Origin of the sequence: Micromonospora sp. NPDC048842 (assembly GCF_040649935.1) — a bacterium.
GTDB classification, from domain to species: domain Bacteria; phylum Actinomycetota; class Actinomycetes; order Mycobacteriales; family Micromonosporaceae; genus Micromonospora; species Micromonospora hortensis.
Genome location: NZ_JBEZGK010000014.1, coordinates 20,821 through 39,931, shown reverse-complemented (window position 1 = coordinate 39,931; position 19,111 = coordinate 20,821). Strand labels below are relative to the sequence as shown.

Genomic DNA, 19,111 nt, shown 5'->3' with positions numbered 1-19,111 from the left:
GAGAGGACGTGGTCGAGTGGGACGCGGGGCCGCCGATGTGGGTGATCCGCGACGGCGTTGCGGCGCTCACCGGGCGTGGCGCAGGGCCCAGTCGAGGGCGACGTCGGCGATGCGCTGCCAGCCCTGTTGGGCGGGCAGCAGGTGCGCGTACCCCTCGAAGAGCTCGACCTCGGTGATGGTGTCGCCCTTGTAGTGCGCGGCGTTGGCGCGTTGCACGCTGGGCGGCATGATGTGGTCTGCCGAGCCGGAGATGAACAGCAGCGGCGCGCGCTGGTCGTTGTGGTAGTCGACGGCGATGTCCTGGGGGCCGGGCAGCAGGTTGGCCAGGACGCTGTCCCAGAGGATGCCGCCGGCGGCGGGGATGGCGTAGCGCTCGTACAGGGTGCGGGCGGTCTGCTCGTCGAAGGTGTTGGTGAACGCGTAGTTCCACTGCTCGAAGGTGAACCCGACGGCGCGGTGCCGGTTGGCGGGGTTGCGCAGCACCGGGAAGGTGGAACGCAGCTGCGAGAAGGGAGTCACCGTGACGCCTTCGGTGGGTGCCGAGTTGAGCACGACCGCCGAGGCGCCGTAGCCGTGGTCGAGCAGCACCTGGGTGAACGCCCCGCCGGCGGAGTGGCCCATGAGGATGGGTGGCGTGGGCAGCGCGTCGAGCACCGCGGACAGGTGCGCGATGATCTGTGGCGCGGTCAGCGTCTCCAGCGGGCTGGGGTCGGCGTTGATCGCCTCGACCTCGCCTTCCAGGCCGGGGTACGTGGGGGTGAGCACCCGGAAGCCCTTGTCCTGGTAGTGGGTGACCCAGTGTTCCCAGCTGCGGGGGGTGACCCAGAACCCGTGGATGAGGACGATCGTGTCCGGCGTGTCGCTCATGGTCAGCTCCCTGTGGTGTCGGGGGTGGCGATGGTGCGACAGCGTGGTGTCGGCGAGCCCACCCTAGGCATTCGTGAGCCGCGATGCGGCCGGTTGGGCGATGATGCTCAGCCGAGGTCGACCAGCAGGGGGCGGTGGTCGGAGATGGTGGACGCCGGCGCGGTGACAGCGCGTACGGGTGGGAGCTGGTCGAGGGCGTGCCGGTCGGCGAGGATGTGGTCGAGTTGAACGCGGGGCTGCCCGGACGGGTAGGTGGGGCGTCGACCCAGGGGGTGCCAGCCGGAGACGAGCCGGGCCGCGCCGGCGGGCAGGTTGAGGTCGCCGAGCAGGACGCGGGGCCCCGGCAGCGCACGCAGGGCACGGACGGTCTGACGTAGTTGGCGGGCGTTCCAGCCGGGCACGAAGGACAGGTGGGTCGCGGCGACGGTGAGAGGGCCGTGCGGGGTGTCCAGGACGGCGGCGAGGACCACGCGGGGTTCGTCGTGCAGCAGGATCAGGCCGCCGCGGGGGCCGGGCACGTAGACCGGTGAGCGCACCGGCGCCGGCTTGAGTCGGGTGACCTGCCAGCTGCGTACGGGGTGTCGGCTGATCAGCCCGATGCCGTAGCAGGGTTCGCCGTGGCCGTCGTCGTCGTGGCGCAGTGGGCGGAACTGTTCGCCGGGGGTGCCGACCACGGCGGCGGCGAAGCGGTGGTGCGGCGCGTCCAGGGCGCGGGCGGCGATGGCGGTGAGGTCGAGGTGGCCGCTGCGGCGTTGGTCGCGGTCGACCTCCTGAAGGGCGAGCACGTCGGCGTCGAGGGCGCCGATGGCGGCGGCGAGTCGGTCGGAGTCGACGAGCCCGTCGGTGAGGGACCGTCCGTGCAGCAGGTTGAAGGTGGCCAGGCGCACTCCTGCACCTTACGTGCCCGTGGCATGGTTGCCCGGTGGTGAAGGTGTTGTTGTGTTCGGTGCTGGTGTTCGTGGCGGTCGGAGCGTTGGGGGTGTGGTTGCGGCGGACGCGGGGTCGGTGACCGGGTGAGGCTGGCCACTCGGGTGCCGCCGCGGCGCGTCGGGTGGGCAGACTTGCTGCCCGTGGACGCCGTGACGCTGAGTACCCTGCTGGCCGCCGCCGCGATGGCCGGGTGGGTCGATGCCGTGGTCGGTGGTGGCGGGTTGTTGCTGCTGCCGGCGTTGTTGGTGGCCGCCCCGGGATTGCCGGTGGCCACCGCGTTGGGCACGAACAAGTTGGCCGCGATCTTCGGTACGGCCACGGCGGCGGCGACGTACGCCCGCAGAACGACTGTCGACTGGCGGGTGGCGGGCCCGGCGGCGGGGTTCGCGGTGCTCAGCGCGGGTGTGGGCGCGGCGCTGGCCGGGGCGGTGCCGGCGTCGGCGTACCGGCCGGTCGTGCTGGTGGTGCTGGTGTCGGTGGCGGTGTTCGTGCTGCTGCGTCCCCGGATGGGGGTGGTGGCGGTACCGGCGAAGCGCACCCCGGTACGGGTGGCGATGGTGATCGCGGTGGCCGGGGTGGGGATCGCCCTGTACGACGGGTTGATCGGCCCGGGCACCGGCACGTTCCTGGTGTTGGCGTTCACCGCCCTGGTGGGCGCGGACTTCGTGCACGGTTCGGCGATGGCGAAGGTCGTCAACGCGGGGACGAACCTGGGCGCGCTTGTGGTGTTCGGGGTGACCGGGCACGTGTGGTGGCTGCTGGGCGCGGGCATGGCGGTGTGCAACATCGCCGGCGCGGTGCTGGGGGCGCGGATGGCGTTGCGCCGCGGCGCCGGGTTCGTCCGGGTGGTGTTGCTGGTGGTGGTGGTGGCCCTGGTCGCGAAGCTGGGCCACGACCAGTGGGTGAGCTAGCCGCGGCGGCTGGGTGAGTCGAAGCGCCCGGCGCGGATCTCGCGCAGGGCCCGGCGGCGGGTGTCGCCGCGCAGGGTGTCGACGTAGAGCCGCCCGTTCAGGTGGTCGGTCTCGTGTTGCAGGGCGCGGGCCAGGAAGCCGCTGCCGGCGATGGTCAGCGGCTCGCCGTGCTGGTCGACGCCGTGGGCGGTGGCGTGCAGGGCCCGCACGGTCGGGAAGTACAACCCGGGGATGGACAGGCAGCCCTCCTCGTCGTCCTGGAGCTCGTCGGACAGCTCCAGGGTGGGGTTGATGAGGTGGCCGCGGTGCCCGTCGGCGTCGTAGACGAACACCTGGGCGCTGACGCCGATCTGCGGTGCGGCGACGCCGGCGCGGCCGGGGGCGCCGAGCAGGGTGTCCATCAGGTCGGTGACGAGGGTCCGCAGCTCGGCGTCGAAGGTGGTGACCGGTTCGCATCCGGTGCGCAGGACAGGGTCGCCGATGATCCGGATGGGCCGCATGGTCATGGGGTTCAGCGTATCGCCGTGCGGTGGCGCGGTCAGCGCCCGGCCAGGGTGGCGCGGATCGGGGTGGTCTTCGCGGCGGCCTCGGCGACCTCGGCGCGTGCGTCGCTGTCCCAGGTGATGCCGCCGCCGGCCCAGGTGTGCAGCCGCTGGCCGTCGGCGGCGGCGGTGCGGATGGTCAGGCCCAGGTCGACGTGGCCCGGGGCGACCCAGCCCAGCGCGCCCATGCTGGCGCCCCGCCCGACCGGTTCGAGGGCGCTGATCTGGGTCAGGGCGGCGAGTTTCGGGGCGCCGGTGACGGAGCCGCCGGGGCAGGTGGCGCGCAGCAGGTCGGCGAGGCCGAGGCCGTCGGCGGCGGCGGCGCGGACTGTCGACTCGGCCTGCCACAGGTCGCACCAGCGGCGCACGGCGAACAACTCGTCGACGGTGACGGTGCCGGTGCGCGCGATGCGGGCGAGGTCGTTGCGTTCCAGGTCGACGATCATGATGTGTTCGGCGCGTTCCTTCGCGCTGGCGAGCAGTTCGGCGCGGCCGGTGGCGGTGGCCGGGCGGGTGCCCTTGATCGGTCGGGTGATCACGTGCCCGTCGGTGACCTCGACGAGGGTTTCCGGGGAGGCACAGCCGATGGCCCAGCCGTCGCCGGTGAGGACGCCGCCGTAGCGGGCGCCGGGGAGCGCGCCGAGGCGGCTCAGGGCGGGCAGTGGGTCGCCGGTGTAGGGGGCGGCGGCGTGGCCGACGAGGTTGCTCTGGTAGACGTCGCCGCGGCCGATGGCGGCGCGGACCGCGTCGACGGCGGCGGCGTGCTGGTCGGGGGTCCAGCTCTCGACCCATTCGCCGAGCCGCCACGGCGGCGGCGGGCCGGGGCGGGTGACGCGGGTGGGGCCGTGCTGGTAGATGACGACGGCGAGGTCGGGCAGGGTCGGCGCGGGTTCGGGTGCCCCGGTGGGTGCGCCGGCCAGCAGCGCCCCGGCGGCGGCGGACAGGTACAGCGCCGCGCCGCAGACCCCGGTGCCGTGCTGGCCGGTGGCGGGTCGGGTCAGGTCGTGCAGGGGTAGGCCGTGCGCGGCGAGGAACTCCTCGGCGAGGGCCGCGGGGTCGCCGCCGTCGCCGCGGGACCAGCGCAGGCGGGCGCGTTCGACGAGCGCACCCCGGCACACGGCCGGTGCGGCGGGTGCATCGATCGATGCCGCCGGGCCGCGGTAGGCGGCAGATGCCGCCGGGTCGCTGTCCGCGACCCACACGTGTGGGAGCGTTTCCACGCCGTACGGTCCAACCTTCCTCATCCGTTCAGTGGATTTCCCGTGCACCAGGCGGGCACCTGCTCGATGCTGGACACTTTCGCTTGGTACTGTGCGTCACTGGTCATGTGAACCATGACACAGTGCCCCCACAGTCCGGAGAACCCGATGTGCCAGCACCAACCGACCTGCCCCTCCGCTGAAGCCACCGACCGGGAAGCCGCGCGGGTCCTCGCCTGCTTCCGTGAGCAGGGCTGGAGCCTGCTCTGCAACGGTGTCATCGTCTTCGAGGACACCGGCGAGCTGCTTCCCGACGGCAGCAGCATCGCACCGCACCGCGGCCCCGCCCGCCACGCCCTCGTGGCCTGACCGACCACTCAGCGTCACCGTTTAGCCGCCGTCGACCCAGGCTAGTCCCCCGGTAAGGGACGTCGCCGCCCAGGTCGCAGCGGCTGCCGGGGCAGGCCGTACCGCCCGCCCCGGCGCGCCGTCGTCAGTCCTCGAACGCCTCCGGCGTCGTCAGTCCTCGAACGCCTCCGGCGACGGGCACGAGCAGACCAGGTTCCGGTCGCCGTACGCGCCGTCGATGCGCCGCACCGGCGGCCAGTACTTGCCGGCCCGGTCCACTCCGGCCGGGTACGCGCCCACCGACCGCGGGTACGAGTGCGACCACTCGTCACCGCTGACCATCACCGCGGTGTGCGGCGCGTTGGCCAGGGGGTTGTCCCCCGCCGGCCACGCCCCGGAGCCCACCTGCTCGATCTCCGCGCGGATCGCGATCATCGCGTCGCAGAACCGGTCCAGCTCGGCCAGGTCCTCGCTCTCGGTCGGCTCCACCATCAGCGTCCCCGCCACCGGGAACGACATCGTCGGCGCGTGGAAGCCGTAGTCGATCAGCCGCTTCGCCACGTCGTCGACGCTCACCCCGGTCGCCTTCGTCAACGGCCGCAGGTCGAGGATGCACTCGTGGGCCACCAGGCCCTTGTTGCCGGCGTACAGCACCGGGAAGTGCCCCCGCAGCCGCGCGGCCACGTAGTTCGCCGCGAGCACCGCCACACCGGTGGCCCGGGTCAGCCCTTCGGCGCCCATCATCCGCAGGTACGCCCACGGGATCGGCAGGATCCCCGCCGACCCGTACTTCGCCGCCGAGATCGCCGGCGTGGCGTCCACGTGCGCGCCCAGCGGGTCGCCGGGCAGGAACGGTGCCAGGTGCGCGCGGACCGCCACCGGACCCACTCCGGGGCCACCGCCGCCGTGCGGGATGCAGAACGTCTTGTGCAGGTTCAGGTGCGACACGTCAGCGCCGAACTTGCCGGGCTTGGCGAACCCGACCAGGGCGTTGAGGTTCGCCCCGTCGACGTACACCTGACCGCCGGCGTCGTGGACCTTCGCGCACAGCGACGCGATGCCCGTCTCGTACACGCCGTGCGTGGACGGGTACGTCACCATGATCGCGGCGAGCCCGTCGCGGTGCTTGTCGATCTTCGCGTCCAGGTCGACGAGGTCGACGTTGCCGTCGTCGTCGCAGGCCACCACGACGACGCGCATGCCGGCCATCACCGCCGACGCCGCGTTCGTGCCGTGCGCCGACGACGGGATCAGGCACACGTCGCGGTGCGTCTCACCCCGCGACGCGTGGTACGAGCGGATCGCCAGCAACCCGGCCAGCTCACCCTGCGAACCGGCGTTGGGCTGCACGCTCACCGCGTCGTAGCCGGTCACCTCGGCCAACCACGACTCCAGCTGACCGATCATCTCCCGGTACCCGACGGTCTGCGCGTCCGGCGCGAACGGGTGGATGTTCGCGAACTCCGCCCAGCTGACCGGCTCCATCTCGGTGGTCGCGTTCAGCTTCATCGTGCACGACCCGAGCGGGATCATGCCCCGGTCCAGGGCGTAGTCGAAGTCCGACAACCGCCGCAGGTAGCGCAGCATCGCCGTCTCCGAGTGGTGGCTGCGGAACACCGGGTGGGTGAGGAAGTCGCTGCCGCGCGTCAGGTCGACAGGCAGGGCCGCGTCCGCGTCGCCGTCGAACGTGGGCACCCCGAACGCCTCCCACACCTGCGTCAGGTGCGCGTCAGTGGTGGTCTCGTCGCAGGACACCCCCACCCGGTCGGCGTCGACCAGCCGCAGGTTGACACCACGGTCCGCGGCGGCGGCCACCACCTCGGCGGCCCGCCCCGGCACGCTCGCGGTGACGGTGTCGAAGAACGCGACGTCCGCGACGTCCACCCCACCGGCGCGCAACCCGGCCGCGAGCCGCGCCGCCATCGCATGGGTACGCGTCGCGATGTCGCGCAGCCCGTCCGGGCCGTGGTAGACGGCGTACATGCCGGCCATCACCGCGAGCAGCACCTGCGCGGTGCAGATGTTGCTGGTCGCCTTCTCCCGCCGAATGTGCTGCTCACGGGTCTGCAACGCCAACCGGTAGGCCGGGTTGCCGTCCGCGTCGCGCGACACCCCGACCAGGCGCCCGGGCAGCATCCGCTCCAGGCCCGAGCGCACCGCCAGGTAACCGGCGTGCGGCCCACCGAAGCCCATCGGTACGCCGAAACGCTGGGTGGTGCCGGCGGCGATGTCCGCGCCGATCTCCCCCGGTGCGCGCAGCAGCGTCAACGCCAGCAGGTCCGCCGCGACGGTCACGAGGGCGCCGACGGCGTGCGCCGCCTCCACGAGGTTGGCGTGGTCGCGCACCGCCCCGGACGCCCCCGGGTACTGAAGGTGCAGGCCGAAGAACTCCGCCGGCAACTCGTCGCGCTGCACGTCGAGGACCCGCACGTCGATACCGAGCGGCTCGGCCCGGCTGGTGATCACCGCGATGGTCTGCGGCAACGCGTCGGCGTCGACGACGTACACGCCGCTCTTGCTCTTGGAGGCCCGCCGCGCCAGGGTCATCGCCTCCGCCGCCGCGGTGCCCTCGTCGAGCATGGAGGCGTTCGCGGTGGCCAACCCGGTCAGGTCGGTGACCATGGTCTGGAAGTTCAGCAGCGCCTCGAGGCGGCCCTGGCTGATCTCCGGCTGGTACGGCGTGTACGCCGTGTACCAGGCCGGGTCCTCCAGCACGTTGCGGCGGATCACCGCCGGGGTGTGCGTGCCGTGGTACCCCAACCCGATCATGGAGACGGCGACGGTGTTACGCGCCGCGAGGGCCCGCAGCTCGGCGATCGTCTCGGCCTCGGTGGCCGGGTCGGGCAGGTCGAGGGTGCCGTGCCAGCGGATCACCTCGGGGATCGCGGCGTCCATCAGCTCGTCGATCGAGTCGTGCCCGACGACCTCCAGCATCCGACGCTCATCGTCGGGGCCGGGACCGATGTGACGGGTGGCGAACTGCTCTACGGTCATAGGGGGCACTCCCGGGGCGAGGTCGACGTGTCGGCCTCCCCCTCTGTCGCACCCACAGGGGCACTCCACAGTGCCTGCCCACGAGGTCCTTTTGCCTGAGAGGTTCCGGGGAGGATTTGCCCCTTCGGCGCCGCCCTGCGTGCTGTCGGGCGGTCTCTCCCACGTGGGTGTTACCGGCGTGCTCAACGCTACCAGCGTCGGTGTTTCCGGCGGATGTCCTACCCCCGGGCCGGGCACCGAGGCCAGAGACCCACGATCACACCTTGAGCGGCGCTCCAGCGCCGACCCGCGCGGCCAACCGCGGCAGCACCGCGCCCAACGGCGCGTCGACGCAGACCGTGGCGTGGCCGTCACCCCGGGTCGGCCCCTGGTTGACGATCGCGACCGGGATGCCCCGTTTCGCGGCCCGAATCACGAACCGGCGCCCCGACATCACCGTCAACGACGACCCGAGCACCAGCAACGAGCGGGCCTGCTCCACGGCCGCGAAACACCGCGCCACCCGCTGCGGCGGCACCGTCTCACCGAAGAACACCACGTCCGGTTTCAGCATCCCGGTGCCGCAGATCCCGCAGTCCACCGGCCGGAACGCCGCCACCTGCTCATCAGGGAGATCAACATCACCGTCCGGGTTGATCGCGGCGACGCGGGCCACGAACTCCGGGTTGGCCTCGCGCAGCCGCCGGTGAAGCTCCTCCCGGGAGGTCAGGTTGCCGCAGTCCAGGCAGGTCACCTCGTCGAGGCGGCCGTGCAGCTCAATCACCGACGGGCTGCCGGCCGCACCGTGCAGACCGTCGACGTTCTGGGTGATCACCGTGTCGACCAGCCCGGCGTGTTGCAGCCCGGCCACCGCCCGGTGCCCGGGGTTGGGCGCCGCGCCCGCGATCAGCCGCCAACCCAGGTGGCTGCGCGCCCAGTAACGCCGCCGGGCCAGGGGATCACGGGTGAACGCCTGGAAGGTCATCGGCGTGTGCCGCCGCGCCACCCCGCTGGGCCCCCGGTAATCCGGAATTCCCGACTCGGTGGACAGGCCGGCGCCGCTGAGCACCACCACCCCACCACCGGCCACCAGCGAGGTCAACGCGTCGAAGCTCTCCATCACCTCTCCATGCTGCCTCAACCGGTTCGCCAACGCCGAGCCCCGCGCCGGGTGGGCGACCCCACCCGGCGCGGGCGACGTCGGCGGCTACACCGCGACGACGTCGGCGACGACGCAGGCGATGTTGTCCGGTGCCCCCTTGGCCCGCGCCAGATCGATCAGCGCCCGCACCGTGTCCTCGGGATCGTCCGTCGCGGCCAACGCCGACCCCAGATCGGCCCGCTCGACGACAGCGGACAACCCGTCGGAGCACAACAGGTACCGGTCACCCGGCAACGCGCTCCGCAGCGCCAGATCCGCCTCGACCTGCCGGCCGCCACCGAGGGCACGCACCAACACCGCGCGCTGCGGATGCGCCGCGGCCTGGTCCCGGTCGAGCCGGCCCTGATCAACCTGGGCCTGCACCCAGGTGTGATCCTGCGTGAGCAGCGACAGCTGACCGCCGCGCAGCAGGTAGGCCCGGGTGTCGCCGACGTGCACCAGCGCCAGGCGGGAACCGCTGAGCAGCAGCGCGGTCAGCGTGGTGACCGGCTGGTCGGTGTCGGTGGCCAACCCGTGCACGGCGCGGTCGGCGTCACTCACCGCGCCGGCCAGCATCGTCAGCAGGTCGGCGGCCGGCACATCGGTGAACGCCAACGGCTTCAGGGCGTCGACGGCGGCGGCGCTGGCGGCCGCGCCGCCGGGCCCCCGCATACCGTCGGCCACGGCGAGCAACCGCTCGCCGGCGTACGCGGTGTCCTCGTTGCTGTCGCGCACCAGGCCGGTGTCACAACCGGCGGCGCAGCGGACGGCAACTGTGGGATTCGGGTCGGACATGGTGGCGCCCCCTTCGGAGAGGTGGTCCACGAGGAGGGTGGCGAGCCGCGCGCGGGCCGCGGTGTCGGCGCTGACCTGCCGCCAGTACGCGGTGACCGCCTCAGCCGCCGCCGCCGGCTCCAGAGCACACACGGCCCGGATCGTCGCCAGCGGCATACCGAGCCGACGCAACTGGGCGACCAGCCGAGCCACCGGCAGCTGAGCCGGGTCGTAGAGCCGGTAACCGGACTCCGGATCGACAGCGGCCGGCACCAACAGCCCCACCTGGTCGTACAGGCGCAACGCCTTCGGCGTCAGCCTCGCCGCCCGGGCGAACGCCCCGATGGTCATCAGCCCCACGTCGACATCCTCCTCGCACCGGTCACGGCGACCGGCACCCACCAGGCTGAGGGTTACCCAAAGGTCAAGGTCAAGCCGGTGACGCCGCCCGCACCCGCGGCGCCGGTAGGTTGGGCGCATGCGCGTCGTCATCGCCGGAGGCCACGGCAAGATCGCCCTACTGTTGCAACGTCACCTCGTCGGGCGCGGCGACACCGCCGTCGGCCTCATCCGCAACCCCGAGCAGACCGCGACGCTGCGCGCCGCCGGCGCCACCCCCGTCGTCTGCGACCTGGAACACACCCCGCTCGACCAGGTGGCCGAGCACCTGCACGGCGCCGACGCTGTGGTCTTCGCCGCCGGCGCCGGCCCCGGCAGCGGCGCCGCCCGCAAGGACACCGTCGACCGGGCCGCCGCCGCGCTGCTCGCCGACGCCGCCACCCGCGCCGGCGTCCACCGCTACCTGCTCGTCTCCTCCATGGGCGTGGACACCCCACCCGCCCCCGGCACCGACGACGTGTGGGCGGCATACCTGCGCGCCAAACGCGCCGCCGAGGACGACCTGCGCGGCCGCGACCTGGCCTGGACGGTGCTGCGACCCGGCCGGCTCACCGACGACCCACCCACCGGGCGGGTCACCCTCACCCCCCACGCCGGCGGTGGCGCGATCAGCCGCACCGACGTCGCCCACGTCCTCACCGCGCTGCTCGACGAACCACGCACCACCGGCGCGACACTCGAGCTCGTCGACGGGCCCACCCCGATCGCCGAGGCCATCCGCGCCGCCGCCAGCTGACCGACCCGCCGCGCCGAGGAGAGAACCCATGGACCCGCAACCACTGGACTACCGCTTCACCGCGCCCATCGAGAAAGACGGCGCGTTCGCCACCTACGTGACAGTGCCCGACTCCGCGGACCTGCTCGGCACCCGACGCGCCGTCAAGGTCACCGGCACCATCGACGGGCACCCGTTCAACGCCACCCTCATGCCCTCCGGCGCCGGCCCCCACTGGCTGCCCATCCGCGCCGCCCTGTGCAAGACCATCGGTAAGAGCGCCGCCGGCACCGAGGTCACCTTCCACCTCGAACAACGGCTCAGCTGACCACCCGCCCCGCCGACGGTCGCCCTCAGCCGCCCTGGCGGTGCGCGGCGACCAACACCGGGCCACCGGGGACTGTCGGAAAACGCCGAACCTCACCCAGCCCGGCCCCCGCCAGCACCTCCGCCATCCGGTCGGCGTCGAACGCGTTGCCGCCGTTGCGCACGGCGTTCCACCGGTCGACGGCCGCCCGCAACGGGTCCCCCGCCGGCGGATTGGTGCCGGCCACCAACCACCCGCCGGGTCGCAGCGCCTGCACCAGCCGGGGCAACGCGAGCGCCAACGTCTGCTGGGGAAGAAACGGCGCCGGCACCCAGACCAGGTCGTACCCTCCCGGCTCGGCCACCTCCGCGACGTCCTGCCGGCGCACACTGATCCGATCCGCGACATCGCGCGCCTCGGCCAACTCCCCGCGGGCCAGGTCCAACGCCCGTTGCAGCACGTCGATACCCACCACCGACACCCGGGGCAACGCGCGGGCCAGGGCGACAGCCAACGCCGCCACACCGGTGCCCACGTCCAACACCCGGGCGTCCGCCGAGTCCAAACGCTCCGCCAGCCCCGCCAACTCGGGCACCACCCGGGTCGCCAACGCCCGGCCGGTCGCCGCCGACGCCCGGCCCTGATGCAGCAACACCTCGTCGTCCACCTGCGCCCAGCCGGCCCCACCCCCGCCGGAAGGCTCCTGCGCCGCCGCGGCGACCGCCTGCCGCAGCGAACTCAACCGCGCCTGCACCGCGCTGCGCCCGGTCGGCCCGTCGGCAGGCACCAGCGACGGGTGCGCGACCGGCGCACCGCCGTCCCAGCACAGCAGACCGGCGGCCTCCAGCACCGCGCTGCGATGCGGCGACGCCGCGAGGACCTCGGCGAGCGGGGCCGACAGGGCGTCACTCATGGTGCCGACCGCGGCCGCCAGCGCCCACGCCGACGCCTCCAACGCGGCCAGCGGGTCCGCTGACCCACCGGCTGGGGACGGTGCTACCGACACGACGGCGCCTCTCCCAGGGACGGGCCACGGGTCAACCCCGCCTGACCCCTCCGACTATGCCACCGCCGCCAGCGCGCCGGGTGGGGTCCGCATCAGCGCACCCCACCCGGCGACTCAGCGCTGCTGGTGCCGCGGCAACGCCGACTGGCCCACCACGCCACCCACGAACGGCGCCCCCGGCGTCTCCGCCGCGATCCGATCCATCGTGCGCGCCAACTGCTCACTGCCGTCGTCGAGATGCCGCGCCGCCGCCTGCATGTGCGACACCATCATCTCCCCGAAGATCCGCAACGCCTCCCGGGTAGCCACCGTGTCGTCGAAGCTCGACCCCGCCGCGCTGCGGTACTCCGCCACCGCCCGCTCCGCCTCCTGCTTCGCCTCCGCCTCCGCCGCGTGCAGGTAACTCTCGTACTGCACCCGGGCGTACTCGGCGACCCGACGCGCGTAGTCATGGGCCTGCGCGATGATCTGCTCGGCCTCCCGCTGCGCCGCCGACAGCAGATTCACCTCCCGCGCCGCCGGAACCTTCGCCGCCGCCCCCGTACTCGGAATCACCCCGTGCCGGTGCAACTCCACCCGGTCGGTCAGCCGCTCGTTCTCCGCCCGCAACGTCGCGATCTGCGTCGCCAACAGGTCCAACTCGTCAGCGACCTGCACCCGGAACCGGTCCACGTCAGCGTTGTCGTAACCACGCCGAGCAAACGACGCCGCACCGAACTCCCACCGCCGAACCCGATCCGCGGTCATCCGCACCTGCACACCGCCGGAAACCTGCACACCGTCATACCGACTGATCGGCGTCGCACTCACCTGCGCAGACCTCCGTTCGCGACCGCCGGGCTCGCAAGCTCACTTCTCGCGCTCACCTGTGCCCACCTCCCGAAGCGTCACCCGCAGCCGACTGCTGCACCGCCGTCCGCCACGCCGGGCCGTACCACTGCGCGCCCAGGCCCTCGTGGTGCACCTGACCCGCGTGGTAACCCGCCTGCACCAACGTCCGCACCGCGTGCGACACCATCTCGTCCGACCCACACACGAACACGTGCCGGGACCGCCAGTCACCGTCGGCCAACGCCCGGTCCACCGCCTGCACGAACTCCCCCGGCCGGTGCACATCGGCACCGACCACGTACGTCACCGTCAACCACGGATACGACGACGCCAACTTGTCCATCGCATCGCTGTCGTAGAACTCGCTACGGGACCGGGCACCCACATACAGGTCCACCCGCCGACGAGAACCCTCCGCGGCCACCTGCTCCACCAACGCCTTCACCGGCGCCCAGCCGGTACCCGACACCAACAGCAACAGGTCACTGGAGCCCGCCGACCACAACCCCAGCCGGTCCCCCACCGGCGCCGCCAGGTGGATCCGATCCCCCACCGCCGACCCGTACACCAGCCGCGACGACACCGCACCACCCGGCGCGGCCCGCACATGCAACTCCAACGTGCCGTCCGCCCGCGGCGCGTTCGCCGGCGAGTAGTACCGCCACGACCGCACCGACGGGTGCGACACCCCGATCGACTGACCCGGCGTGAACGGCAACAGATACTGCGGACGCACCGTCAACACCGCCACGTCGAACGCCCGCCGCTCATGCGCCACGATCTCCGCCACCCACCACGGCGGATTGACCGACTCAGCGGCCTGCGCGGCCTCCATCATCACCTGGGCGACCAACCCGTACGCCGCCGTCCAGTCCGCAGCCAACTCGTCGGTCCACTGCTCGGCGAGGAAATGCTGCAACGTGGCCACCAGCGCCTCACCGACCGCCGGATAGTGCTCCGCGCGGACCGCGAACTTACGGTGATCCGCGCCGAGATCCTGCAGGAAACCCACCAACCCATCGACCTGGTCCACGTTGGACACGATGTGACCCAACGCGGTCACGAGGCGGTCCCGCTGACCGGCCATGTTCGTGGGGAACATCTGCCGCGTCTCGGGATGGGCGAGGAACAACGTCGAGTAGAAGTAGAGCGGCACCTGGTCGCCGTGACCGGCGACCACCGACCAGCTCTGCTTGAGGCGAGCCGCGTCCACGCTCAGGCGCCCGACCTGTTCCCGGCAGCCACCACCTGGCCCTGCACCTGCCCCAGCACTGTCTGCACGTCGGCGAGGATGTCCGCCGGCACCCCCAGCTCGGTCAGCGTCACCGTCAGGTGCTCGCCCACCTTCGCGTAGTGCTCCACAGTGATGTTCAACGGCTGGTGCGCCTCGGCCAACCCGCGACCCGTGTACTCGTTCGGGCCACCCAGCACCACCGTCAACATCAACGCCAGATGCCGCCGCTGACCTGCCATGTCCACGCCAGCGAAATAGCCCGCCAACTCCGGGTCCGCGAGCACCTTGTCATAGAACAGCTCAACGGCCGCCTTGACCGAACTGGCACCGCCAATGCGGTCGTAGTGCGAGGCGGGAGCAGTCTCTTCCGTAACCGTCACGGTCGTTCCTTCCGGGGGTGAAGGGTCCAGAACCGTGAGGGACCATAGCGTGCCAACCGCCCCCGGTCAGCGCCCCCTTATCGGATTCCCGACAACACGACGACACGGTGCGTCACCACTACCGATGGGTATATCCACAATGGGCCACCGACACGACACCCACAGTATCCACAGTGGACCGACACGACCGATAGACCCCCACCACCGTCACCGACGGTCGCGAGAAAACAACCGGAAAAAAACCGAAAGACGGAACGGTCAGCCGGCGCGCCGCCGCGCCCGCCGCGCCGCCAACTCGTCACCCACCGGATCCGGACCCGACGCCACCGCCGGCTCCACCGGGCCGCTCGTCGCCGGCTCCGCCGGCAGATGCGACAACGACCCCTGGATCTCCTTGAAAGCCCCACCGATCGCGATGCCGAAGACCCCCTGGCCACCCTGCAACAGGTCGACCACCTCCTCCGGAGACCGGCACTCGTACACCGTCGTCCCATCAGAGATCAGCGTGATCCCCGCCAGATCCTCCACACCACGCGACCGCAACGCCTCGATCGCCTTACGGATGTTCTGCAGGGACACCCCCGCATCCAACAACCGCTTCACGACCTTCAACACCACCAGGTCCCGGAACGAATACAACCGCTGCGTCCCCGAACCTGAGGCGTCACGAACGCTCGGCACCACCAGCGTCGTCCGCGCCCAGTAATCCAACTGCCGGTAACTGATGCCCACCGCGTGGCAGGCCGTCACACCCCGGTAGCCAACCGAACCGTCACCCTCAGCCGCCACACCTGGCGACGAGGCACCCGACTCGTCGAACTCTGCACCCGGATCGGAATCCCGCGGCTCGTGCATCCGGACAACCTCCCCGTCAGTGTGGCGACGCATCGTTTCCGGGACGCGCACCCCTCGACATGGAAACCCTATCGCCACCGTCAGGGGTTACCACGGAGGAACCGACGCGACACGCCGCGCAGCCACCGAGAAAGATCACCAACCGAGCCCGGGCACACCTCAGCCCGCGAAATCCTCCGGACGCACCTGCTCCAGGAACTCGCGGAACTTCTCCACCTCGTCCTCCTGCTCATCAGGGATAACGATCCCCGCCTCGCTGAGGACCTGCTCCGCACAACGAATCGGCGCACCAACCCGCAACGCCAACGCGATCGAATCGCTCGGACGCGCCGACACCCGCACCCCATCGCCGATCAACAGATCCGCGTAGAAGACGTTCTCCTTCAGCTCGGTGATCTCCACCGCCTGCAAGGGCGCCTTCAACGCCGCCAACACATCCCGCAGAAGATCATGCGTCAACGGCCGGGCCGGCTTGACCCCCTGCTGCTCATAAGCGATAGCCGTCGCCTCGACCGCGCCGATCCAGATCGGCAGATAGCGGTCCCCCTCGACCTCCCTGAGCAGGACGATCGGCTGGTTGCTGGGCAGCTCCACCCGAACTCCGACCACGCTCAGCTCGCGCACCGCCGCCTCCGTGTCGTTGTCACCTACGCCGCACCGCGCCCTTCCCTGCACGGTACACGGACCGCAACACGGCCGTCCCATGCGCTACAGCACCACGCCCGCGCCGAAAAGGGGTTACCCCGGCAAGCCTACGGCACGCTTCCCGGAAGAGATCTTTCCGCTCAGCCGCCACCCACCGGGCACCCTCACCGACCCAACGTCGACCGCAGCCCCACCCGCACCAACGCCGCGTGCAACTGCTCCGACAACGCCACCAACTCCCGCGCCGTCTCCGCCGCCCGCGCCCGCGCCGCCGGATCACTCTGCCGCGCCAACGGGGCCACCAACTGCGCGAACAAACCAACCTCCCGGTCCGCCGCCGTCCGATAACCCCGCAGGTGCCGCGGCTCCAACCCGTACGCCGCCAACCCCGCCACCGCCGACGCGATGATCAGAGCATCCGCGTCATACCACCCCGGCGGATCCGACACCAGCACACCGAGCCGCTCCAACTCCACCAACGTCGACTCGTCGACCCCACTGCGCGCCACCAGATCCGCCCGGCCGAGCCGCACCTGCGACGACTCGGCCGGCTCCGCCAACTCACGACCCGGCACCGCACCATCGGGACCGACCGCCACCAACGCCGGCCGCGACCGCCCCGGCTGCTCACCGGACGAATCCCACTGGGCCAACTGCTCCCGGATCACCCGCAACGGCAGGTACTTGTCCCGCTGCGCGGTCAACACGAACCGCAACCGCGCCACATCGTCCCAGCTGTACTTCCGGTAACCCGCCGCCGTCCGCTGCGGCTCGACCAAACCCTCGGCCTCAAGAAACCGCAGCTTCGAAATCGTGGTATCCGGAAAATCCACCCGCAACTGCCCAAGCACCTCACCGATGCTCATCAGCGGCTCAGACCGAGCCGCCCCGGGTGACATGGAGGCCGCAGGCTCGTTCACCCCCGGCCGGCCTCCTCCTCCGGGCGCGGACCGGCGATGAACACCACCCGGAACTTACCGATCTGGACCTCGTCACCATTGCTCAACGTGGCCGCCTCAACCCGCTCACGATTGACGTACGTGCCATTCAGGCTGCCCACGTCCCGCACCGTGAACGTCCCACCATCACGGTGGAACTCCGCGTGCCGACGCGACACCGTCACGTCATCCAGGAAGATGTCACTGTCCGGGTGCCGGCCACTGGTCGTCACATCGTGGTCCAACAAGAACCGGGCACCCGCATTCGGGCCTCGACGAACCACCAGCAGCGCCATACCCGGCGGCAACGAACCGGACATCCGGCTCGGCACCACATCGGTATCCGGCCCCTCCAGCACTTCGTCGAGCGAACCGAGATTGAGCGTCGAAGTGACGTCGAGTGGGGGGAACTCGTCGTCTGGCCGCGTCATGGGACCACCTCACGGATCTGTTCGGTCGGCGTCGGGTAATGGCGGGTCTGGCCGCCGGGCACTTGAACACCCGGCGGCTGGCTCCCCGTGCCCGGGAAGGCAATTCCGCAACGCTCAACTATTGGGTTCTCGGTCGACTGGGCGAGCCTAGCCAGCGCCGAAATGCAGGGCAACCGGACGCGCGCAGACATCCCACGCACCGGATCAAGCACACTCAGCCTTCGGTGATCTTCTGATACGCGGCCGCCGTCAGCAACCCATCAGTCGCAGTCGGATCATTCGGCGTGATCTCCACCAACCAACCCTCACCGTACGGATCAGTGTTGATCAGCTCAGGCGTGTCAGCCAACGCGTCGTTGCGCGCCGCCACCGTACCGGCCACCGGCGCGTAGATCTCCGACACGCTCTTGGTCGACTCGATCTCGCCCAACGAGTCACCGGCCGCGACCACCGCACCCGCCTCGGGCAACTGCACGTACACGATGTCGCCGAGCGCGTCCTGCGCGAAGTGGGTGATGCCGACCCGGACCGAAGCCGTGCCGTCACCCGCCACCCACTCATGCTCGGCGGTGTATCGCAGATCCTCGGGTATCACCAGACGCGTCCTTCATCCATCGGTGCCCCGGACCACCCGGGTCCGGCGCGGCCGCGCCGGTCAGGAGACCGGACGGGCGTGTTCCAACTTGATCGGCACGTGCAGCGCCGAAACCTCGGCAACCTCACGCTCCCCAAACGTCACGTTACCGCCGGCACCCCGGACCGACGCCACCACCCCACCAGGAATGTTCAACGCCGTACGCATCGTCGCCGGATCACCGATCACCGTGATCGTGTACGGCCCCGACAACCGACGCCCCTCCACCATCAACGACCCGTTGTCATCGAGGAAGTACGTCGACGCGATGATCCGCACCGTCGCCCGATCCCCACCGGAAATCTGCATCGCCTCGGCGCCCGCACCACGCAGCTCCTGCACCGCGTCCAACACCCGGTTCGCCGAGATCGCCTCCACACCCGCCTCGAACTGCACAGTCAACCCGGGACCCACCGCCGGCAACGTCCCCGCCAGGATGCCCAACTCGTCCGCCCGCCGCGTCGCCTCGTCCAACGCCGCCTGACGACCCTGCTCACCCGAACGCAACTGCCGCTGACTGTCCTCCAGAGCCCGGATGTCCTGCTGCAGGCGGTTCTCCCGCGCATCCAGATCCGACAGGATCCGGACCAGGTCCTCCTGCCGGGTCGCCCCCAGCGTCGGATCCGTCGACGTCGTCTTCAACTGCACGACCAACGTGAACCCCAGCAACGCCAACAGCGCGGCGATCATCACCCCGGCCGCACTCCACCGGGACCGACCAGCCACCACCGGCGCCGCCGACTCCTGCACCGGCTCCGCCAACCCGTCAGAACCCGCGACCGGCCGCTCCCCCGACCGCGACACCGCGCTCAGGTCCACCGTCGCACCATCGTCGACCGGCTCCACACCCGGCTCCACCACAGGGTCGGCCGCAGGCTCGTCATCCGACGGCTGCGCCGGCCCCTGCGGCGCCAACGGACTCAACTCATCCGGATCCGGCGCATCCGGCCGCGGATCCGGCTCACCCGCCGGCCCACCCGGCCGCACCGGACCCGCCGGCTGCGGCCACCCGGTCCCCGTGTCGGTCTGCTCGTCACTCATCGCAACCCAA

The 19,111-nt window shown here is 71.4% G+C and carries 21 protein-coding genes and 1 riboswitch; of the genes, 4 read left to right on the top strand and 17 right to left on the bottom strand.

Going from position 1 to position 19,111, the window contains the following annotated elements; translation table 11 throughout:
- Nucleotides 1-66 precede the first annotated feature (66 nt).
- Nucleotides 67-867, bottom strand: a complete 801-nt coding sequence (locus tag AB0C19_RS20460; RefSeq protein WP_357187581.1) for an alpha/beta hydrolase — start codon at nt 865-867, stop codon at nt 67-69.
- Nucleotides 868-974: 107 nt separating this feature from the next.
- Nucleotides 975-1,754, bottom strand: a complete 780-nt coding sequence (locus tag AB0C19_RS20455) for an endonuclease/exonuclease/phosphatase family protein (RefSeq protein WP_357187578.1) — start codon at nt 1,752-1,754, stop codon at nt 975-977.
- Between the two features lie 183 nt (nt 1,755-1,937).
- On the opposite strand from AB0C19_RS20455, the gene AB0C19_RS20450 reads away from it, so the two are divergent.
- Nucleotides 1,938-2,708, top strand: a complete 771-nt coding sequence (locus AB0C19_RS20450) for a TSUP family transporter (RefSeq protein ID WP_357187575.1) — start codon at nt 1,938-1,940, stop codon at nt 2,706-2,708.
- Here AB0C19_RS20450 and def read toward each other — a convergent pair.
- Both def and AB0C19_RS20440 read right to left on the bottom strand, forming a co-directional pair.
- Nucleotides 2,705-3,214 carry a peptide deformylase gene (gene def / locus AB0C19_RS20445; protein WP_357187572.1) on the bottom strand — a complete coding sequence of 170 codons (510 nt, stop codon included), beginning with the start codon at nt 3,212-3,214 and terminating at the stop codon, nt 2,705-2,707. The genes AB0C19_RS20450 and def overlap by 4 nt on opposite strands.
- A gap of 32 nt (nt 3,215-3,246) precedes the next feature.
- Nucleotides 3,247-4,521 (bottom strand): chorismate-binding protein, encoded by a 1,275-nt coding sequence (locus AB0C19_RS20440; protein WP_357187851.1) that lies wholly within the window; start codon nt 4,519-4,521, stop codon nt 3,247-3,249.
- A gap of 96 nt (nt 4,522-4,617) precedes the next feature.
- Between AB0C19_RS20440 and AB0C19_RS20435 the strand changes: the two genes are divergently transcribed.
- Nucleotides 4,618-4,818, top strand: coding sequence for a DUF5999 family protein (locus tag AB0C19_RS20435; RefSeq protein WP_007460326.1), 201 nt, complete (start codon nt 4,618-4,620; stop codon nt 4,816-4,818).
- Between the two features lie 150 nt (nt 4,819-4,968).
- On the opposite strand, the gene gcvP is transcribed toward AB0C19_RS20435, so the two are convergent.
- From gcvP to AB0C19_RS20420, 3 genes are all read right to left on the bottom strand, one after another.
- Nucleotides 4,969-7,791 carry an aminomethyl-transferring glycine dehydrogenase gene (gcvP, locus tag AB0C19_RS20430; RefSeq protein WP_357187569.1) on the bottom strand — a complete coding sequence of 941 codons (2,823 nt, stop codon included), beginning with the start codon at nt 7,789-7,791 and terminating at the stop codon, nt 4,969-4,971.
- A 73-nt stretch (nt 7,792-7,864) separates the two neighbouring features.
- Nucleotides 7,865-7,963, bottom strand: a riboswitch (glycine riboswitch).
- Between the two features lie 84 nt (nt 7,964-8,047).
- Nucleotides 8,048-8,890: an NAD-dependent protein deacetylase gene (locus tag AB0C19_RS20425; RefSeq protein WP_357187566.1), complete on the bottom strand. Its 843-nt coding sequence runs from the start codon at nt 8,888-8,890 to the stop codon at nt 8,048-8,050.
- An 87-nt stretch (nt 8,891-8,977) separates the two neighbouring features.
- Complete coding sequence (locus AB0C19_RS20420) at nt 8,978-10,045, bottom strand: MerR family transcriptional regulator (protein WP_357187849.1); 1,068 nt, start codon at nt 10,043-10,045, stop codon at nt 8,978-8,980.
- Nucleotides 10,046-10,163: 118 nt separating this feature from the next.
- On the opposite strand from AB0C19_RS20420, the gene AB0C19_RS20415 reads away from it, so the two are divergent.
- Entirely contained in the window at nt 10,164-10,820 is a 657-nt protein-coding gene (locus AB0C19_RS20415; RefSeq protein WP_357187563.1) for an NAD(P)-binding oxidoreductase, read from the top strand.
- 28 nt (nt 10,821-10,848) lie between these two features.
- Entirely contained in the window at nt 10,849-11,127 is a 279-nt protein-coding gene (locus AB0C19_RS20410; protein WP_112587027.1) for a DUF1905 domain-containing protein, read from the top strand.
- Nucleotides 11,128-11,152: 25 nt separating this feature from the next.
- Here the strand turns inward: AB0C19_RS20410 and AB0C19_RS20405 are convergent, their stop codons facing one another.
- From AB0C19_RS20405 to AB0C19_RS20360, 10 genes are all read right to left on the bottom strand, one after another.
- Nucleotides 11,153-12,112 (bottom strand): class I SAM-dependent methyltransferase, encoded by a 960-nt coding sequence (locus tag AB0C19_RS20405; RefSeq protein WP_357187560.1) that lies wholly within the window; start codon nt 12,110-12,112, stop codon nt 11,153-11,155.
- Between the two features lie 114 nt (nt 12,113-12,226).
- Nucleotides 12,227-12,922 (bottom strand): cell division protein DivIVA, encoded by a 696-nt coding sequence (locus AB0C19_RS20400; RefSeq protein WP_112587029.1) that lies wholly within the window; start codon nt 12,920-12,922, stop codon nt 12,227-12,229.
- A 52-nt stretch (nt 12,923-12,974) separates the two neighbouring features.
- On the bottom strand, nt 12,975-14,156 hold the full coding sequence (locus tag AB0C19_RS20395) for a globin domain-containing protein (RefSeq protein WP_357187558.1): 1,182 nt from the start codon (nt 14,154-14,156) through the stop codon (nt 12,975-12,977).
- Nucleotides 14,157-14,158: 2 nt separating this feature from the next.
- The gene (locus AB0C19_RS20390) at nt 14,159-14,557 is read right to left on the bottom strand and encodes a group 1 truncated hemoglobin (RefSeq protein ID WP_357187555.1); all 399 of its coding nucleotides are present in this window, start codon (nt 14,555-14,557) and stop codon (nt 14,159-14,161) included.
- A 258-nt stretch (nt 14,558-14,815) separates the two neighbouring features.
- Nucleotides 14,816-15,412 (bottom strand): MerR family transcriptional regulator, encoded by a 597-nt coding sequence (locus tag AB0C19_RS20385; protein WP_145788361.1) that lies wholly within the window; start codon nt 15,410-15,412, stop codon nt 14,816-14,818.
- 159 nt (nt 15,413-15,571) lie between these two features.
- On the bottom strand, nt 15,572-16,036 hold the full coding sequence (locus tag AB0C19_RS20380; protein ID WP_030327706.1) for a bifunctional nuclease family protein: 465 nt from the start codon (nt 16,034-16,036) through the stop codon (nt 15,572-15,574).
- Between the two features lie 185 nt (nt 16,037-16,221).
- Nucleotides 16,222-16,923 (bottom strand): MerR family transcriptional regulator, encoded by a 702-nt coding sequence (locus tag AB0C19_RS20375; protein WP_203121165.1) that lies wholly within the window; start codon nt 16,921-16,923, stop codon nt 16,222-16,224.
- 50 nt (nt 16,924-16,973) lie between these two features.
- Nucleotides 16,974-17,426 (bottom strand): FHA domain-containing protein, encoded by a 453-nt coding sequence (locus tag AB0C19_RS20370; RefSeq protein ID WP_007071101.1) that lies wholly within the window; start codon nt 17,424-17,426, stop codon nt 16,974-16,976.
- 214 nt (nt 17,427-17,640) lie between these two features.
- Entirely contained in the window at nt 17,641-18,021 is a 381-nt protein-coding gene (gene gcvH / locus AB0C19_RS20365; protein ID WP_091397961.1) for a glycine cleavage system protein GcvH, read from the bottom strand.
- Nucleotides 18,022-18,081: 60 nt separating this feature from the next.
- A complete protein-coding gene (locus AB0C19_RS20360) occupies nt 18,082-19,101 on the bottom strand; it encodes a DUF881 domain-containing protein (protein ID WP_357187550.1) in 1,020 nt (339 codons plus the stop codon).
- Between the last annotated feature and the right edge of the window lie 10 nt (nt 19,102-19,111).

Excerpts from the sequence above, each read along its gene's own strand:
- AB0C19_RS20460 (WP_357187581.1), bottom strand. The coding sequence starts at position 867 with ATGAGCGACACGCCGGACACGATCGTCCTCATCCACGGGTTCTGGGTC.
- def (WP_357187572.1), bottom strand. The coding sequence starts at position 3,214 with ATGACCATGCGGCCCATCCGGATCATCGGCGACCCTGTCCTGCGCACC.
- AB0C19_RS20435 (WP_007460326.1), top strand. The coding sequence starts at position 4,618 with ATGTGCCAGCACCAACCGACCTGCCCCTCCGCTGAAGCCACCGACCGG.
- gcvP (WP_357187569.1), bottom strand. The coding sequence starts at position 7,791 with ATGACCGTAGAGCAGTTCGCCACCCGTCACATCGGTCCCGGCCCCGAC.
- AB0C19_RS20425 (WP_357187566.1), bottom strand. The coding sequence starts at position 8,890 with ATGGAGAGCTTCGACGCGTTGACCTCGCTGGTGGCCGGTGGTGGGGTG.
- AB0C19_RS20415 (WP_357187563.1), top strand. The coding sequence starts at position 10,164 with ATGCGCGTCGTCATCGCCGGAGGCCACGGCAAGATCGCCCTACTGTTG.
- AB0C19_RS20410 (WP_112587027.1), top strand. The coding sequence starts at position 10,849 with ATGGACCCGCAACCACTGGACTACCGCTTCACCGCGCCCATCGAGAAA.
- AB0C19_RS20385 (WP_145788361.1), bottom strand. The coding sequence starts at position 15,412 with ATGCACGAGCCGCGGGATTCCGATCCGGGTGCAGAGTTCGACGAGTCG.
- AB0C19_RS20375 (WP_203121165.1), bottom strand. The coding sequence starts at position 16,923 with ATGAGCATCGGTGAGGTGCTTGGGCAGTTGCGGGTGGATTTTCCGGAT.
- AB0C19_RS20370 (WP_007071101.1), bottom strand. The coding sequence starts at position 17,426 with ATGACGCGGCCAGACGACGAGTTCCCCCCACTCGACGTCACTTCGACG.
- AB0C19_RS20360 (WP_357187550.1), bottom strand. The coding sequence starts at position 19,101 with ATGAGTGACGAGCAGACCGACACGGGGACCGGGTGGCCGCAGCCGGCG.